Here is an 18040-nt window from a genome sequence, read left to right as displayed (position 1 = left end):
AAAATTACCCGACTAATCGACCTAAATTTTTTCCGCCTAACAAATGCATATGAATGTGGAAAACCTCCTGCCCTGCATCTTTATTACAATTCATAATTAAACGATAACCAGTTTCATCAATACCTTCTTGCTTAGCGATTTTAGCTGCCACAGTCACCATATGCCCAAGCATGGTCTCATCTTCTTCAGTAATATCGTTAATCGTAGGGATAAGTTTATTAGGAATAATTAAAATATGGATTGGAGCTTGGGGAGAAATATCTCGAAACGCAGTAACTTTGTCATCATGAAAAACGATATCAGCGGGAACTTCTCTTCGAATAATCTTACTAAAAATAGTTTCTTCTGCCATTGTATTTTCCTTTTACCAACATTCATCAACAAAAATTACCTTTGAGCAAGCATAACATATTTTAATAATAAAAGTGTATATATATAGTTACATATCGACAATCTTTTCTTAAAGTATTCCCTTAAAATTGCATAGCTAATTATCATTATGATATTAATCATCTTTATGCTAAAAAAATAAAGTTTTATTATTTTATCGTTTGATAGCCACTACGCAATATGGGCACACTTTATCCCATTGATATAACTATCTAAAATAATGGTAAACATAAAGTGGGCAAACCTAAACGACACTTAAGTAATTTTAGAATATTTCAATCCGATTTTATAACTCATGTAACACAACAGCATCAACAAAAGTAAACACAGCCATACTTCCAATCACTTTACTTTTTATTAAGCTATATCTTAACGATTTAATTTTGGAAACATGATAGGCTTGAGCTTAATTATAAAGCACATGATATACCTTAGCCTTTCGAAACCAACAATGTGCCTTGTTCAAATTCATTCCTGGCGAATTTCTTGAACGACAACGCTGTCATTATTTTGTCTTTTTTAAGTTATATCTTGATGATTTAATTTTTAAGAAATGGTGGGTCGTGAGCGATTCGAACGCTCGACCAACGGATTAAAAGTCCGCTGCTCTACCGACTGAGCTAACGACCCATCTACAGATGGTGGGTGATACCGGGTTCGAACCAGTGACCCCCTCCTTGTAAGGGAGGTGCTCTCCCAACTGAGCTAATCACCCCAAATGCTTCATAAACGAAACATCACGGTAAAGATTGGTGGGTGATACCGGGTTCGAACCAGTGACCCCCTCCTTGTAAGGGAGGTGCTCTCCCAACTGAGCTAATCACCCTTACCGTGTGGCTGTGCATTATAAGCCACACCTCATTTCAGTCAACCCTTTTTTTTATTTTTCTGCCAAATTGCCCCCGTTCGATTTAATTTTAAACATTTTTTGCGTGATAGCTCTCAACAAATCCTTTTTGTTAATTTTAACAGTGGTAAAAATGACTATTATCAAACAATATTTCTGGGCTAATTAAAAGATTATTAATTATGAAAATAAAAAAATGTCGAGTCATCATCTATATTGAACCCAAATTTTTACGTTATAAAATCCTACATACGAAGAAAAAAGAGGCTTTAACTGACCATAACTCCATGATTGAGTATCATTACCAATATTTTTCTGAAATTGAATTACTGATAAAAAAATTAAAAAAAAGTGTTTCACAATATGCTATTTTTGAACTTCATTTGGATAACACTTATATCCAAATGCAACAACTACCTTTACCTAAAATTAAAATTCAACTAAACGAAATCGCTTTATATGTTGAAGCATCAATTTACAAATTATTTCAATTATCATCTAAAAATGTATATTTTGATTTTAGTTATTCGTCTAATCAAAAACAAATAAATGTTGCAATATGTGAGCGTCATTTTATCGATAACTGGATTAAACTTTTTGAAAAATATAATCTATTACTAAGTTTCATTGGTTACTTAACCAGTGATAATAAATTAAATTTTTTGCCATGGAGGCAAGAAAAACAAAAAAAACAAAAATTACAACTCATATTCACAATTGCCAGCTTTATCGTGGTTTTATGCAGTTTATTTTTTTATATATGGATACAGGAACAAAACAAACTTAATTATTATGTTTTTAAAATAGCCGAACAACAAACTATTGAGAAACAATTAAGAAAAAAATTATCTAATTACCTTCCTATATCATCTTCAAGTCAAAAGCAAATTTACCAATCATTATTAATACTTTCTGAACAGCTACCTATTGGTAGTTGGCTAGAATCATTTAATTTTGTCAAAAATAAAATTTCAATAAAAGGATATAGTTTTAGCTATCTCGAAATTACTAATTTCAAAAAACGAGTATCAAAACAAGAAAGCATTAAAAAAAGCCAAATTCAAGCTATATTGGCTAACAAAAATAATTTTTTGTTTGAAATGGATATTGAACTAAATGAACAGTGATTTTTTTTATAGACCACTTTGGCAACAATACTGCCTCTGTTTTTTAAGTACGTTAGCGATATTTGCCATTGGCTATCTATTTTTTATTAATGATCTTGCTAATCAAGTACATCAAAAGACCATGTTATTTTATGCAAACAATCAAAATATTGAACAATTAAAAGCACAGCTTGCAAGATATCAAACAGATAAACCTTTCATTCTCATATCAGAACAGGATTTTGCAAAAGCAATTAAAAAAAATCATTTAACTCTGGGGTCTTTCAAACATTACCAAATGGAAAACACAGCAAATTGGGATATTGAATTATATGGTCAATTTAATAATCTAATTAATTTGATCACCTACTTTAATGAAAATTATTTTTATCTGGATTTTAAGAATTTAGATATCTATCAAGAAGATAATCATTTAAAGATATCATTTACGTTAGTATTGAAAAAGGAAATAGCATGAAAAACTATCTATACATTGGACTGGTATCTGTTTCAATCAGCTATTTTAATGTTTACGCCGAACAAAAAATAATACGCGATCCCTTTTACCCACAATATCAAACCTCATGCCATGAACAAAAAAACACCTTATTTAACCAAATACAAACTTGGCAATATAAAGGGCATATAAGACATAACGATAAAAATTATCAGCAAATTTGGTTAGCATCTCAAAATGAATGGTTGGATATTCTAGGGGATATGGATCCTAACATATTGTCACCTTGGCAAATCCACTCTTTATTAAACGATAAAATAATCTTTCAAGCAATGTTACCTCAATACTGTCAAGAAAGCATTTCATGGACAATATCACTAAATGAACCATAACACTATTTAACCCTGAGGTATACACCAATAATGAAAATTCAAAATATAAGCTTAAGAATAATAATACACTGCACACTAACTATATTTATCATATTAATTATTAGCACTAATTTAAGTAGAGCAAGCAACAATAAAATGTCAAATTTAAATCAGCCAGATTTAATTTCACTAAACTTTTATCAAACTGATATTGCTATTATTTTGCGTTCTTTAGCAAGCAGTAAACAGATGAACTTAGTCATGACAGAAGAATTATCCATTAAGCAAACAATCAAACTCGAAAATGTCGATTGGCACAAAGCTTTAACAATTATATTAAATTTAGCCAATTTACAAGCTGAAATTGATGACAATATTTTATTAATATCCAAAGCAGCTGATCCTGAACGTTTATATCAAAAACAACAAATTGAAAAACTAGAACAACAAAAAAAACTCTCTTTAGATTCAATTGCTATAGCAGTGAATCATACTGATCCTTCCCAATTGCTTGAAACAATTCAACAACAAGAATTATTATCAGAACAAGGCAAAGCCACAATCGATAAACGAACAAACTCAATAATCATTACCGATTCATCCAAACAATTAAATGATATAAAAAAGCTTATTCAAACACTTGATAAACCAATACCGCAAATACATATTTCTGCTCACATTGTTAATATGAATGAAGAAAGCCTGTCCGAACTTGGTATAAAATGGGGATATTCAGGAAAATCTTCTCAAGTTTTAGACAACCTTGCTATCGGATTGGATGTAACTAATCCAGCCACAACAGCAGGATTTAATCTAGCTAAAATTTCAGGCAATTTACTTAAATTAGAATTATCTGCACTTGAGGCAGAAAATCAGCTTGAAATTATTGCTAGTCCTAATTTACTTACAGCTAATCAAAATATGGCATCAATTAAACAAGGAACAGAAATTCCTTATGAAGTTTCTAGTGGAAATAATGGTGCAACATCCATTGAATTTAAACAAGCGGTGCTCGGTTTAGAAGTCACCCCTAAAATACTTACTAATAATGAAATGATATTAAATCTTTATATTACCCAAAACACGGCTGGACGATCAATTAAACGTAGAGATGGCGGAGAAGCGCTTGCAATTGATACTCAAGAAATAAAAACACAAGTACATGTAAAAAGCGGTGAAACAATTGTGCTAGGAGGGATTTTTCACCAAATAAATAACCAAATTGCTCATAATGTACCTGGTATAAGTCAAATACCCATTCTAGGTCACCTATTTCAATATAAGAATAAAAAGCAACAGAAAAGAGAATTAGTGATTTTTATAACGCCACAATTAGTTGAGTAAATTTCGACAGAGTTGTATCATACCTTAAGATAGCTCTTAAATTTATGTTTACAGTCCGCACCTAATTCTCGGTACTGTTTATCGATCATTATAATTATCATTTTTTCACAATATAGAGAATAATATGTTTAATGTAGTAGCTTCAGATCTTGATGGCACTTTGTTAACGCCTGAACATAGCTTATCGCCTTATACAAAAAAAATCCTACAAGCATTGCGCAAAAAAGACATTCATTTTATTTTTGCAACAGGGCGACATCATATTGATGTCAGTCAAATGAGAGAAAATATGGAAATAGATGCTTTTATGATAACCTCAAATGGCGCAAGAGTACATGATAGTGTAGGAAACTTAATTTTTAGCCGAAATATAAAACCAGCATTAGCTAGTGAAATTGCTAAAGAATGTATTGACGATCCATTAGTATACACACACATTTATCGCGGCGATCACTGGTTAATTAACAAAGAAGATACCTATTCTTTAAGCTTTCATAAAGACTCACAATTTTCATATGAGTTTTTTAATCCACTTGATTTTGAAACAGATGATGTAGCAAAAATTTATTTCACAACTTGTGATTACGATCTTCATCCACACTTAATTAAGTTAAAAAATCGACTCGATGAAAAATATGGAAATCAGGTAAGTATTGCCTTTTCATCTTTAAACTGTCTTGAAGTCATGGGTGAAAATGTTTCTAAAGGCAGCGCCCTAAAGAACGTCGTTGAAAAACTAGGTTTTGGCTTACAAAACAGCGTTGCCTTTGGTGATGGTATGAACGATTATGAAATGTTAAAAATGGTCGGTAAAGGCTGTATAATGCAAAACGCTAGCACAGATTTAAAAGAAAAATTACCTGAGCTAGAAATTATCGGTTCAAATGCAGATGATGCCGTGCCACACTATTTAGAAAAACTTTTTCTATAAACCATTAACACATATTATTATATGAATATGAATGCAGATAAAGAACTCAATACTATAGGGTTACGTTGTCCTGAACCAATCATGTTAGTTCGAAAAACAATAAGAGAACTTGCTATAGGGCAAGTTCTTTATGTTATTGCCGATGACATGGCCACAACGCGTGACATTCCAAGTTTTTGTAGACACATGGATCATGAACTGCTTAATTCACAAATTGAATCTAAACCTTATCGGTATTGGATAAAAAAAACGCATTGATAACATAATGATTGCTTAGTCATTAAACCATGCTATTAAATTCAATTTGATATAAATAATAACGCAGTGTTCGCCAATCGTCAGGGGAAATACTATCAAACATTAAAAAAAGCGTACGCCGTTGGCTGTTACGGCGTGACCTCAAATTTAAGATTACAACATAACGAAATATTAACGGTTTACGTACTAAGTACCAACGTTGATTATACCAATAGATCTGGCGTATATGATGAAAAATTGCTAATTCCCCTTTTATCATTTGGCAATAACAAATACTACGCCACCATTCAACAATTAATAAAGGCATAACAATAAAGGTATATGAATTTAACGTCGTATCGGCAAATAAAATTAAGCTTATTAAAATTAAAAACAGATAAAAGCTTGATGATAACACCAACTGCAAATAAGATTGACTGAGCCTTGTACTCCACATAACAATTATTCAGCAAGAATAAAAATCAATTATTGCATGCCGAAAAAGAAATTATTTTAGCATTAGTAAAAATTTGTGAGATAATACACAAAAATTATAAAAGTATTACTTAACAATCTGGCTAAAATTTTTATTTTATAGTGACATTAATTTCCAAAAAACTCATTTTTCTAGCCGTTTTACTCTTTTTTATATTCAAATATCAGAAAAGAACTTTGAATTCATTAGGTTGCAACTATTTTAATTTGCAGCTTTACATACTAATTTGATACTAAAAAACAAGTAATAACCGCTTTTTATTTTGCCCAATTTCCTAAAATTAGTATATACTCATCGACTTAAAAATATTGAAATCTTACAGGCAAAAAAGTTTATTGGTATTGTTGCTTTATGCCTTAACTCAATTGGTTAGGAATTAATTGTGATGTTTATTAGAGTATTAAAATTTCTACTTAAATTTTTTGCTGGTTGCTTTCTATGTGGCTTAATCATTAGTATAGTTGGTTATGCCTATTATTCAAAAGATTTACCAGATGTAACTACTCTAAAAGATGTGCAATTACAAACACCATTACAAGTATTAAGTAAAGATGGTGAATTAATTGCTATTTTTGGTGAGCGTCGACGCACGCCACTAAAATATAACCAAATGCCTCAAATAGTTGTTAATGCAGTTATTGCTACCGAAGATTCGCGCTTTCACGAACATTTTGGCATTGATTTAATCGGTATCATTCGTGCCATGTATATTGGAGTAAAACAAAAAGGTTTTTCGCAAGGCGGCAGCACCATAACGCAGCAAGTTGCTAAAAACTTTTTTTTAACACCTGAAAAAAGCATTTCTCGAAAAGTTAGAGAAATGATTTTAGCAATTCGTATGGAAAAAGAATTATCAAAGAATGAAATCATGGAACTTTACTTAAACATGATCAACTTTGGCTCAAGGGCTTATGGTATAGCTTCTGCTTCTTACACTTTTTTCGGTAAAACGCCTGATCAGTTAACGATTGATGAAGCAGCATTACTAGCGGGCTTACCAAATGCGCCTTCTGCATTTAACCCAATTTCTCACCCTAATCGAGCACTAACAAGACGTAATTGGGTATTAAGTCGAATGTTAGATCAATCGTACATCACCCAAGCACAATATAAGGAAGCTATCCAAAAACCATTAAATGTAAGCTATCATGCTCCACAAATCGAATTTTCGGCGCCTTATGTAGCAGAAATGGCACGACAATATATGTTCGAAAAATTTGGCGAAAATGCCTATACTGATGGCTATAAAGTATACACAACAATAACAAAACAGGATCAGCTAGCAGCAAACCAATCTGTACAAAAACACATTATCGATTATGACATTAGACATGGTTATCGTGGTGCAGAAAAAATACTATGGAAAAATAATGAAACGCCATGGGATAATGAACAAATCCACCAAATTTTAAGTAAATATATGTGTTACAACAGTATGTGCCCTGCTGTAGTTTTAAAAGCCACAGATAAAGAAGCAACTGCGGTATTAACAGACAAAAGCCACATTGTAATTTCGTTCGAAGGCATGAAGTGGGCTCGACCATATATTAGTGATAATAGACAAGGTGATTTTCCAAAAAAAGTTTCTGACACATTAAAAGCAGGGCAACTTATTTGGGTTAAAAAACCTGCAGATATTTGGGAGCTTGCACAAATTCCGGGCGTTAATGCAGCATTGGTATCACTAAATTCAGATGACGGTGCGATTAAAGCGATTATTGGGGGATATGATTTTAATTTAAGTAAATTCAACCGAGCCACACAAGCACTTCGTCAATTAGGTTCAAATATTAAGCCATTTATTTACACAGCAACACTAGAAAAAGGCTTAACCATGGCAACGTTGCTTAATGATGCCCCCATTGTGCGCACAGCCGGAAGCGAAACTTGGCGCCCTAAAAATTCACCTCCCACATATGAAGGTCCATTACGTTTAAGAATTGGTTTAGGTATGTCTAAAAATGTCATGATGGTGCGAGCTTTACGTGCTATTGGAATAGATTATGCAGCGACTTATTTAGAACGATTTGGATTCCCAAAAGAAAACATTTCGCATAATGAATCTTTAGCTTTAGGTTCTGCATCGTTTACACCACTGCAGGTTGCAAGAGCCTATTCGGTTATTGCTAACGGCGGCTATTTAATCACACCTTATTTAATAGAACGAATCGAAAACAGCAATGATAACAGCATTATTTATCAGCACCAACCATTGATTGCTTGCCATGACTGCATTGACGATCCTATTGCAACAGATTCAACACCAATATCACTTGGTAATGTCGAAGATATTGCTAATGAATCTGATAACGAAGAGCCAGAACAAGGGAACTTAAAATCAGACGATGATTTAATATTACCTAAAATTAATAATACCTCTGACAAGAATACTGCAACAAAATATGCCCCACATACCATAAGTAGTGATATCGCATTTATTATGAAAGATGGCTTACGAACAACCGTGTTTGGCGGTCCAGGTTGGCAAGGCACCGCATGGCGTGCTAAAGCTTTAGGCCGAAAAGATGTTGGAGGAAAAACAGGTACAACTAATGCTTCAAAAGATGTATGGTTTTCTGGATATGGGGGCAACATTGTCACTACTGTTTGGATGGGATTTGATGATCACCGTCGTGAACTAGGGCGAACCTTCCGTGCCGAAGGTGGTGCAAATACGGCTAATCCTGTTTGGGTTGATTACATGAAAATTGCTTTAAAAGATGTACCGGTAAAAGAAGATATAAAACCTGAAAATGTTATTACCGTAACTATAGATCAAAAAACAGGATTATTACCACAATCTGGAGCTGATACCATGTCAGAATATTTTATTAAAGGTACCGAACCGACACATTATGCAACTAAAGAAGTTGGCACTGAAGTGACAGATTCGGACGGTAATACATCAGAGCTATTCTAAGAAAGGATTTATAATGAATGGTTCAATAAGAATAATTGGTGGAAAATGGCGTGGGCGTAAACTGTCAGTACTTGACAAACAAGGCTTGCGCCCAACAACTGATCGGGTCAAAGAAACGCTGTTTAACTGGCTAATGCCTGTCATACATGATAGTGACTGCCTAGATTGCTTTTCTGGCAGTGGTTCACTAGGATTCGAAGCCGCTTCACGTGGAGCTAAAAGCGTTACACTACTTGAAAAAGACAAACAAGTTGCAAACCTACTCACTAAAAATAAACAGCTTATAGCTAGTCATGCTATTGATATTTACCATACCGATACATTAACATGGCTAAATAAACCAGCACAAAAACAGTTTGATATTATATTTATTGATCCGCCTTTTCATCAATCACTAGTTGAAAAAACAGTAAGCCAACTAGAAGGTAACAACTGGTTAAAACCGTCTTCTTATATCTACATTGAAACCGAACTCACTCATAATGTAACAAGTTACATCCCCACTAACTGGCATTTGCACCGCGAAAAGGCAGCAGGTCAAGTTCAAAGTTATTTATTTATTCGAGACAATATATAATGTTCATATTATTCGGTAAGATTTTCTATTCTTTTGTTTGGCTATTTTTATTATTTAATTTAATTCATCCTTTCCCAAGCCCGGCTAATGTTGTTGCTTATGTTGGCTTGCTAATTTTTGCTATTACCCATGGCTTACAAGCATGGATGTTATATTCCACTATGACCAACCAAGAAAAAAGAGAGGACAAATTTAAAGCACTTAGACTTTTTATTTTTGGTTTTATTGAATCACTTAGCTGGAAAAGCAAAAAATAATTAAAAAAAATTCTTGCGACGTTAAGAATTTTTTGTATAATGCTCACCACTTCTTATGAAGCATTCAAATAAGCGGGAATAGCTCAGTTGGTAGAGCACGACCTTGCCAAGGTCGGGGTCGCGAGTTCGAACCTCGTTTCCCGCTCCAATTATCAAATTTAACGCACCTATCAATGCACAAAAATTACCGATAAATAATACCGATTTATATTTCTAATAAAGCGTGTGATTTCTTATTTTTTATTGATGATTTTTATACAATCTACTTACCTGTTACTCTATTATTTATCCAATACTTCTCGTATCAATTTACCTAACTATTTGAATAGCTGAATAAAGAGATATAATTAAATAGCATTATTATTTGAAAGCAAAATTAAACTGACTAAATATCAGAATAAACCATATACACTTAAAACGGCAATGACTCTTTCTTATTAGTCGCTATTAAAAATAGTATTAGTTGCCTACTTACTAAATTATTTACTGCTGACTATTTCCATTTTATTTTTACGAAAAGGGTGATAACTGCCAAAGATAAACTCATTTCCTCTATCAGAATGAAATAACCTAACCGACTTTAAGTTAATGGGAATTTGACTAATTACGCCCAAAACAAGTTGAGCATTCTGATATTATTATCTCGACTACTACAATTATCTTGAGCGGTAAACCTACCATTGTTTTGGTATGGCTTTATTTACCTATCTAATGCTGATTTAGTCAGCCCACACTGATCAACTACATCAACATGTTTTTACCTCTTTGATACCGCATTACCTTATCTTTTTAAACTCATGAGTAAAATTACGTTTTCTCTTCTTGAAATATACTTTGTCATTGTTGGTTCCTTCTTATTTTTCATTTATCATAACAACGACCTTATAAAACGAGTACTAATTAGTGTAGTCTATCCAATGATTCAAACTACGCTAACATCAGAAAATCAAAATCCAATACAAATTGCATAAGCAGGGAATAAATATGGCATATATGTTACTTACATTAGCGGCTTGCTTTTGGGGCGGTAATTATGTAGTTGGGCATATTCTAATGGCTAACGCTGACCCAATAGTACTTTCAGAGGGGCGCTGGGCTATAACCGCCTTATTATTATTCTTGTTATATCACAAACAAGTTATCAATGATTTTTCCAGAATTAGAAAATCCATAAAATCCACATTATTACTCTCTCTTTTTGGGCAAGTATTATTTCCCGTTACACTTTATATCGGTTTACAATACACAACCTCTTTAAATGCTGCTATTTATATGTCTGCAACACCAGCAATGGTATTGGCTATAAACAAACTGGTGTTTAACGAGCATATTTCAAAAAATAATATTTTAGGTGTTTTATTAAGTTCTTTAGGGGTTATTTATTTAATCTTTAAGGGGGATTTGAACCACATAGAAATGCTAAAAAACCTTAACAGAGGGGATTTATGGGCAATGGGGTCAGCGATAAGTTGGGCTTTTTATTGTTCTTTTTTAAGAAAAAAAGATAAAACCATTCCCAATAATGTATTTGTAACGGTAAGTTCTTTACTAGGGGCATTAATATTATTACCGATTTGCATTCTTTATTTTATTTTCTTTCCTGTTACAAACTTTAGCCCTTATTGGCAATCTAATTTTATTTTAGGTCTATTGTATTTGATATTCTTTCCATCATGGCTGGCTTACTTATTTTGGAATAAAGGTATTATGGAAATTGGTGCGACACGTGGTGAGATTTATACTCATTTAATACCACTTTCAGGAGGGATATTTAGCATGATATTTTTGAATGTAAGTATAAGCTGGTTTCATATAATAAGTGCGATTTTAATTATGATGGGGATAATCCTTTGCTCTAAGAAATAACATGCAATTTTTGCTTAAACAAATTTAAAATCGATCTTTTATATATCCTAAAATGATTAATAATTAATCCTAATAATTATTTAAATCAATATATAAAAAAACATTATAATTTTAATTATTTTGTATAAACATAATATTAAAGTGTGATACTGTCTCATTTTTAGATTAATAAATACGGAAATATTATGTCTCGCCCATCTCACCCTTTGGTTCGTTTATACTTTAAAGTAGGATTGATACCGCAAATTATGTTGGGTTTAATCTTTGGTATTATTCTTGCTGCGGTATCAAAGGAAACCGCATTACATATGTCTTTATTAGGGGACTTATTTATTAATGCGTTAAAATCAGTTGCCCCTATTTTGGTTCTCATCTTAGTCATTGCTTCCATATCAAATCATCAACATGGTAAACAAGCGAATATAAAACCCTTAATTATGCTTTATTTTGCAGGAATGGTACTAGCAGCTTTATTAGCGACAATCGCAAGCTTTTTATTTCCTTCGCAGATTTCATTGGGTGATACATTGGAAAATTTGACACTAACACCACCTAATGGCATATCAGCGGTATTAAAAACATTATTAGAAAAAATGATCGACAACCCAGTTAATGCCCTTATAAAGGCAAACTATATAGGCTTAATTATTTGGGGGGTTGGCATTGGTTTAGCGCTCAGGCACTCAAGTGAAACAACCAAAACTATGATGAATGACCTATCCTATGCTATTTCATTTATTGTAAGAATAATCATCCGTTTTGCACCTTTAGGTGTGTTTGGTTTAGTTGCATCAACACTGGCAGAAACAGGATTTGGTGAATTACTAAAATATGCACACTTATTGGTTGTATTGGTTTCTTGTATGCTGATTGTTGCCTTAATGATTAACCCATTATTAGCGTTTTTAGTCATGCGTAAAAACCCTTATCCACTGGTGTTTACATCATTAAAAGAAAGTGCGATTCCTGCCTTCTTTACGCGTAGCTCTGCGGCGAATATTCCTGTAAATATTGAAATCTGCAAAAAATATAAAATGGATAAAGATACATATACAGTTGCTGTACCATTAGGCGCAGCCATTAATATGTCGGGTGCTGCTGTAACTATAACGGTTTTAACTTTAGCAACGGTCAACTCAATGCCAGCTAGTGCAGGCATACAGGTTGATATCTATTCCGCATTATTATTGTGTATTATCTCCTCTATTTGTGCTTGTGGCGCATCAGGCATTGCAGGCGGTTCATTGCTGCTTATACCTGTAGCATGCAGTATGTTTGGCATTCCTAACGAAATTTCAGCCAAAGTTATAGGAATTGGTATTGCAATAGGTGTTATTCAAGATTCCGTTGAAACAGCGCTGAACTCCTCAAGCGATGTCGTGTTTATCGGCGCAGTTTCATCTGCTTCGCAAAAAAATAGTTAGAGGCTAATAAATTCTAATAGCAACAAGTTGGTTATTAGAAATAAACCTTAATTTAAACTTAGCATTTTAACTTCATCTTTAACACAACAAAACATGATGATCACAAGATCATCATGTTTATATTTTTAGCCTATTGAATGATCTCTAGGCTTCAGGTCCAATTTACAAGGGGTAGCTATGTCATTTAACGCCATTATTTTAGAAAAAAAGGATATGAATGTTTTTAGCTGTTCACTAAAAACAATTAACAAACAACAACTTTTATCCCAACAAGGCGATACATTAATCAAAGTAGCCTATTCAAGTATTAACTATAAAGATGCGCTAGCTTTAACTCATAAAAGCCCTATTGTTAGGCAGTGGCCAATGGTACCCGGTATTGACGGAGTAGGCACAGTTGTCGAGTGTACAAGCGGTCGCTACCAATCTGGTGATAACGTTATATTAAATGGTTGGGGATGTGGAGAAACCCATTGGGGAAGTTTAGCTCAATATGCTTATTTAAAATCTGACTGGCTTATCCCTTTACCTAAAAATATTACCCCTTATCAATCCATGGTGATTGGCACTGCTGGTTATACTGCAGCGTTGTGTGTAAAACGTCTTATGGATTTTGGTATAAAACCACAAGACGACATGATTTTAGTCACAGGTGCAAGTGGCGGTGTTGGTTCAATTGCTATCGCCTTACTGACTAAATTAGGTTATCAAGTCACGGCATCCACCAATAAAATGAATGAAAAACCTTACCTACAACAACTTGGCGCAGTTAATATTATTGACAGTCAAACATTAAAAAAAGCAGGTAAACCACTACAAAAAGAGCAATGGTCTGGAGCAATAGACACCGTTGGTTCATACACATTAGCCAATATCTGTGCACAAACAAAGTATAATGGTCTTGTTGCTTGTTGTGGGCTTGCTCAAGGTATGGATTTTCCAGCTACTGTTGCGCCATTTATATTACGTGGCATAACCTTAGCGGGGATTGATAGTGTTATGGCCAATTACCACAAACGCTTAGAAGCATGGAATCTATTATCACAATATCTTGATAATCAAAGTTTATCTTACATTGGTAAAACCATTACCCTAAATCAATGTGCTGATATCGCTCAAAAAATGATAGCAGGAAAAATAAAAGGACGATTTGTGGTTGATGTCAATAAATAGCCTTGCTATTTGCAGCCGACAATACCATGAACTAATTAAAACCCAACGAGACCAAATGTACCGCTTTTGGCAAAGCGGTTATTATTCTCCTGCTCTCACATGCACATAAAAAATAATATCTGTTCACCTTAGTTATGCTTAATGTGATGCTTCTGTTTGATTTCGGCGAGTTCTTCTTGCGATGTGGCATTAAACGCTTCTACCATCCATTCTGGCCAGCCTTGTCCTTTAATAATTTTGTCTTTAAATTGAGTTTCTTGTTCCCATTTGTATTTGCCGTCGTTTAGACCGGCTAATTTGTTAGCACACATAAAGTTATTGACCCAACCCCAAACCAGATAACTGCCTATGCCAGCACGTAATGGGTCTAACAAGATATGGTCGATTGTTTTATGGGTATGAGGTTTGCACACCATTAATATGGTGGTGTTGAGTGAATATCGTGAAAAATTATGCACCACCACCCCTTGTAAATCTTCCCAGTCATATTCTTTTATGCGTTTTTTATTGGGATGCAAAAAGGTTAACGGATTGCGTAACACTTTAAAATTAAAAAAATAGCTTTCATTGATATACACTTTACCCGTTTTGCGGTTAAAAATAATGGGGCTTCCTCGGCGTGTAAATAAGTTATGATATAATTCAGGAATCAGAAGATATAAAGCAAAAAAACAGGTGATGTTCATCAATAATAATACAATATCTATAATTTTTTGATCATTATTAACCGCAGGAGTCATAGTAAAAACAAAATAAAAATAAAGGCCTATATAAAAAGCAAGGGAAAATATTATTATAAACCAAGTAAATAAATAAAGAATCTGATCAGATTTTGTTTTACGAATAAAAGCACAGTAGTTATCATTGGCATAGAGCAAGCGATCATCGGCACCCGTTAAATAGTTACCGCCTTTTTCTAAATCGCCTATCCAACCAAAAATTTGGGGTTGATATTGTGATGGCATAATTATTCCTTATTCCTTAATCATCTTGGTTATTCCGTTATATGGTGCCGTTGTTTGATTTCGGCGAGTTCTTCTTGCGATGTGGCATTAAACGCTTCGACCATCCATTCTGGCCAGCCTTGTCCTTTAATAATTTTTTCTTTAAATTGGGTTTCTTGTTCCCATTTGTATTTGCCGTCGTTTAGGCCAGCTAATTTGTTCGCGCACATAAAGTTATTGACCCACCCCCAAACAAAATAACTACCTATGCCACCACGTAATGGGTCTAACAAGATATGGTCGATTGTTTTATGGGTATTTGGTTTGCACACCATTAATATAGTGGTGTTGAGTGAATATCGTGAAAAGTTATGCACCACCACCCCTTGTAAATCTGCCCAGTCATATTCTTTAATGCGTTTTTTATTAGGGTGCAAAAAGGTTAGTGGATTGCGTAATACTTTAAAATTAAAAAAATAGCTTTCATTGATATACACTTTACCTGTTTTGCGGTTAAAAATAATGGGGCTTCCTCGGCGTGTAAAAAGGTTTTGATAGATTTCAGGAATAGATATATATAAAGCAAATAAAGAAGTTATTAGAATTGTTACAAAAGTAATGTATATCAAACTTTCATCCTTAAGATCTAAATCTAGAATTAATGAAAAACACATATAAATGGCTGGCATTAAAAGAGCAAAAGTAACTAAAAAAATGGATAAGTAAAATATTTGATCCGATAAAGTTTTACGGATAAAAGCACAGTAATTATCATTGGCATAGAGCAAGCGATCATCGGCATCGGTTAGAGAATTGCCGCCTTTTACTAAATCGCCTATCCAACCAAGAATTTGGGGTTGATATTGTGATGGCATAATTATCCCTTATTCCTTAATCATCTTGGTTATTCCGTTATATGGTGCCGTTGTTTAATTTCAGCGAGTTCTTCTTGCGATGTGGCATTAAACGCTTCGACCATCCATTCGGGCCAGCCTTGTCCTTTAATAATTTTTTCTTTAAATTGAGTTTCTTGTTCCCATTTGTATTTGCCGTCGTTTAGACCGGCTAATTTGTTCGCACACATAAAGTTATTGACCCACCCCCAAACAAAATAACTGCCTATGCCACCACGTAATGGGTCTAACAAGATATGGTCGATTGTTTTATGGGTATTTGGTTTGCACACCATTAATATAGTGGTGTTGAGTGAAGAGCGTGAAAAGTTATGCACCACCACCCCTTGTAAATCTGCCCAGTCATATTCTTTTATGCGTTTTTTATTGGGATGCAAAAAGGTTAACGGATTGCGTAACACTTTAAAATTAAAAAAATAGCTTTCATTGATATACACTTTACCCGTTTTACGGTTAAAAATAATGGGGCTTCCTCGGCGTGTAAAAAGGTTTTGATAAAATTCAGGAATCATTAAATATTCGAGAATAATATAACAAAATAAACCAGGAGTTAAAAGATAGACAAGTGTATCACTATTGCACGTTATAATAGAATATATCAAAGATGGAATTAAAAAGATCCCCGAAATTGAGAAAAAAAAACCCGTCGGGTAGCAACGACACATTACTGTGTCGCCGCCCCCTAAGAACTGTACGAGCGAATTTCTCCGCATACAGCTCAAGCCTTCCTATTAACTTATTGCTAAGTCGGTTTCAATACGTCTAACTTCAGTGCATGAACTTTAGTATGACATACAGGGTGTAATAATATTCTGTTTTCCAGCTTATTATCTCCCCCATGTACACGGTATATAATATGATGGTCATGCCAACCTGTCTCTTTTGTGATAGGTAACTGACATAATCCACAACGCCCTTTTTGTTCTTTATACAGCCTTTGCCATTGACTTCTGTGCGAATAATCTTCGTACATCCGTTTTTGGTAAAGCGTTTCGCCGTATAATTCCCATTCAGGTAAAAACGGATTGTATTCCGATTTCACCTTTACATGACGTTTAATTTCTGTCTTACTGCACAGCAGTAATTCCATCCATTTCTTTTCACCGTGTCGATTTATTGTGTGTGTGCCAAATATCCAGTCCCTGTTTTGTATCCTTGTAAAATATTTCTCTTTTACAAATCGTTTCCGTCTGTTACTGTGTCTTCGACAACACCAACGCCAAATCGCTTTCCAGACTAAATGGTCTACTTTACTGTACGTTTCTTTAGCAACAATGCTACGGTGATAGTTAGCCCATCCCCTTAACATTGGATTTAATTTTGCTATTAGTATGTCCTGCTTAACCATCTTCATTGCACTTATTGTCTCTTTTACCTTGCGATAAAATGCTTTCACATTCTTTTTGCTTGGTTTAATCAACAATTTGCCTTTAAATGATTTTACTGTCCACCCTAAGAAATCAAATCCTTGCTCGATATTAACAATGCGCGTCTTTCTTTCAGATAAGGTTAATCCTCTCTCTTTCAAAAATTCACGCATTACTGGTATAACTTCATTTTCCAGTAATTCTTTCGAACTTCCGGATATAATAAAATCGTCCGCATATCGAACCATATACACCTTATTGGCTCGCCGTTGTCTATTTCCTACTACACCGAAGTGTTTCGTTAATAGTTCGTCCATACCATCCAGTGCCATGTTCGCCAAAGTCGGTGAAATAATACCCCCTTGCGGTGTACCTTCCTCCGTCCGCTTGACCTGCCCCATATCCACTACACCCGATTT

The 18040-nt window shown here is 33.9% G+C and carries 18 protein-coding genes and 4 tRNA genes; 13 read left to right on the top strand and 9 right to left on the bottom strand.

What is annotated here, in order from left to right; translation table 11 throughout:
* Positions 1 to 4: 4 nt before the first annotated feature.
* The 4 genes from A9G48_RS07630 to A9G48_RS07615 form a co-directional block, all read right to left on the bottom strand.
* Positions 5 to 352: an HIT domain-containing protein gene (locus A9G48_RS07630; protein ID WP_034943390.1), complete on the bottom strand. Its 348-nt coding sequence runs from the start codon at positions 350 to 352 to the stop codon at positions 5 to 7.
* Between the two features lie 592 nt (positions 353 to 944).
* Positions 945 to 1020 (bottom strand) — tRNA-Lys (locus tag A9G48_RS07625).
* 9 nt (positions 1021 to 1029) lie between these two features.
* Positions 1030 to 1105: transfer RNA gene (locus A9G48_RS07620), tRNA-Val, on the bottom strand.
* A gap of 35 nt (positions 1106 to 1140) precedes the next feature.
* A tRNA-Val gene (locus A9G48_RS07615) sits at positions 1141 to 1216 on the bottom strand.
* Between the two features lie 203 nt (positions 1217 to 1419).
* Here A9G48_RS07615 and A9G48_RS07610 point away from each other — a divergent pair.
* The 6 genes from A9G48_RS07610 (at position 1420) to tusA (ending at position 5704) form a co-directional block, all read left to right on the top strand.
* Complete coding sequence (locus A9G48_RS07610; RefSeq protein WP_065576035.1) at positions 1420 to 2364, top strand: PilN domain-containing protein; 945 nt, start codon at positions 1420 to 1422, stop codon at positions 2362 to 2364.
* The gene (locus A9G48_RS07605) at positions 2354 to 2821 is read left to right on the top strand and encodes a hypothetical protein (RefSeq protein ID WP_034943394.1); all 468 of its coding nucleotides are present in this window, start codon (positions 2354 to 2356) and stop codon (positions 2819 to 2821) included. The genes A9G48_RS07610 and A9G48_RS07605 overlap by 11 nt, the downstream gene beginning before the upstream one ends.
* Complete coding sequence (locus A9G48_RS07600) at positions 2818 to 3192, top strand: hypothetical protein (protein WP_034943397.1); 375 nt, start codon at positions 2818 to 2820, stop codon at positions 3190 to 3192. The genes A9G48_RS07605 and A9G48_RS07600 overlap by 4 nt, the downstream gene beginning before the upstream one ends.
* A gap of 135 nt (positions 3193 to 3327) precedes the next feature.
* Positions 3328 to 4515, top strand: a complete 1188-nt coding sequence (locus A9G48_RS07595) for a secretin N-terminal domain-containing protein (protein ID WP_051825004.1) — start codon at positions 3328 to 3330, stop codon at positions 4513 to 4515.
* Between the two features lie 124 nt (positions 4516 to 4639).
* The gene (locus A9G48_RS07590; protein WP_034943399.1) at positions 4640 to 5446 is read left to right on the top strand and encodes a Cof-type HAD-IIB family hydrolase; all 807 of its coding nucleotides are present in this window, start codon (positions 4640 to 4642) and stop codon (positions 5444 to 5446) included.
* 21 nt (positions 5447 to 5467) lie between these two features.
* Positions 5468 to 5704 carry a sulfurtransferase TusA gene (gene tusA / locus A9G48_RS07585; RefSeq protein ID WP_065569255.1) on the top strand — a complete coding sequence of 79 codons (237 nt, stop codon included), beginning with the start codon at positions 5468 to 5470 and terminating at the stop codon, positions 5702 to 5704.
* A 22-nt stretch (positions 5705 to 5726) separates the two neighbouring features.
* Here tusA and A9G48_RS07580 read toward each other — a convergent pair whose 3' ends face one another.
* A complete protein-coding gene (locus tag A9G48_RS07580) occupies positions 5727 to 6140 on the bottom strand; it encodes a protein YgfX (RefSeq protein WP_080715841.1) in 414 nt (137 codons plus the stop codon).
* A 430-nt stretch (positions 6141 to 6570) separates the two neighbouring features.
* Here A9G48_RS07580 and A9G48_RS07575 point away from each other — a divergent pair, with 430 nt between their 5' ends.
* The 7 genes from A9G48_RS07575 (at position 6571) to acuI (ending at position 14396) form a co-directional block, all read left to right on the top strand.
* Positions 6571 to 9099, top strand: coding sequence for a PBP1A family penicillin-binding protein (locus tag A9G48_RS07575; protein WP_034944630.1), 2529 nt, complete (start codon positions 6571 to 6573; stop codon positions 9097 to 9099).
* Positions 9100 to 9112: 13 nt separating this feature from the next.
* A complete protein-coding gene (gene rsmD / locus A9G48_RS07570; RefSeq protein ID WP_034943406.1) occupies positions 9113 to 9676 on the top strand; it encodes a 16S rRNA (guanine(966)-N(2))-methyltransferase RsmD in 564 nt (187 codons plus the stop codon).
* Positions 9676 to 9933 carry a DUF1145 domain-containing protein gene (locus A9G48_RS07565; RefSeq protein ID WP_080715842.1) on the top strand — a complete coding sequence of 86 codons (258 nt, stop codon included), beginning with the start codon at positions 9676 to 9678 and terminating at the stop codon, positions 9931 to 9933. Before rsmD ends, A9G48_RS07565 begins: the two co-directional genes overlap by 1 nt.
* A gap of 72 nt (positions 9934 to 10005) precedes the next feature.
* A tRNA-Gly gene (locus A9G48_RS07560) sits at positions 10006 to 10081 on the top strand.
* A gap of 836 nt (positions 10082 to 10917) precedes the next feature.
* Positions 10918 to 11799, top strand: a complete 882-nt coding sequence (locus tag A9G48_RS07555) for a DMT family transporter (protein ID WP_034943410.1) — start codon at positions 10918 to 10920, stop codon at positions 11797 to 11799.
* A 182-nt stretch (positions 11800 to 11981) separates the two neighbouring features.
* Entirely contained in the window at positions 11982 to 13223 is a 1242-nt protein-coding gene (sstT, locus tag A9G48_RS07550) for a serine/threonine transporter SstT (protein ID WP_065569257.1), read from the top strand.
* 177 nt (positions 13224 to 13400) lie between these two features.
* Positions 13401 to 14396, top strand: a complete 996-nt coding sequence (acuI, locus tag A9G48_RS07545) for an acrylyl-CoA reductase (NADPH) (protein WP_065576034.1) — start codon at positions 13401 to 13403, stop codon at positions 14394 to 14396.
* 128 nt (positions 14397 to 14524) lie between these two features.
* Here acuI and A9G48_RS07540 read toward each other — a convergent pair whose 3' ends face one another.
* The 4 genes from A9G48_RS07540 to A9G48_RS07525 all read right to left on the bottom strand — a co-directional run.
* Complete coding sequence (locus A9G48_RS07540) at positions 14525 to 15361, bottom strand: DUF6708 domain-containing protein (RefSeq protein WP_065576033.1); 837 nt, start codon at positions 15359 to 15361, stop codon at positions 14525 to 14527.
* Positions 15362 to 15390: 29 nt separating this feature from the next.
* Positions 15391 to 16215 (bottom strand): DUF6708 domain-containing protein, encoded by an 825-nt coding sequence (locus tag A9G48_RS07535; protein WP_065576032.1) that lies wholly within the window; start codon positions 16213 to 16215, stop codon positions 15391 to 15393.
* Positions 16216 to 16244: 29 nt separating this feature from the next.
* Positions 16245 to 16919, bottom strand: a complete 675-nt coding sequence (locus A9G48_RS07530; protein WP_335340548.1) for a DUF6708 domain-containing protein — start codon at positions 16917 to 16919, stop codon at positions 16245 to 16247.
* A gap of 77 nt (positions 16920 to 16996) precedes the next feature.
* On the bottom strand, positions 16997 to 18040 hold a 1044-nt coding region (locus A9G48_RS07525; protein ID WP_176702009.1), incomplete at its 5' end, for a group II intron reverse transcriptase.

The sequence above is a fragment of the Gilliamella sp. wkB18 genome, assembly GCF_001690875.1.
GTDB classification, from domain to species: Bacteria; Pseudomonadota; Gammaproteobacteria; order Enterobacterales; family Orbaceae; genus Gilliamella; species Gilliamella apicola_A.
The sequence above is the reverse complement of the archived record's forward strand: the minus strand, read 5'-3'. Positions and strand labels throughout refer to the sequence as shown.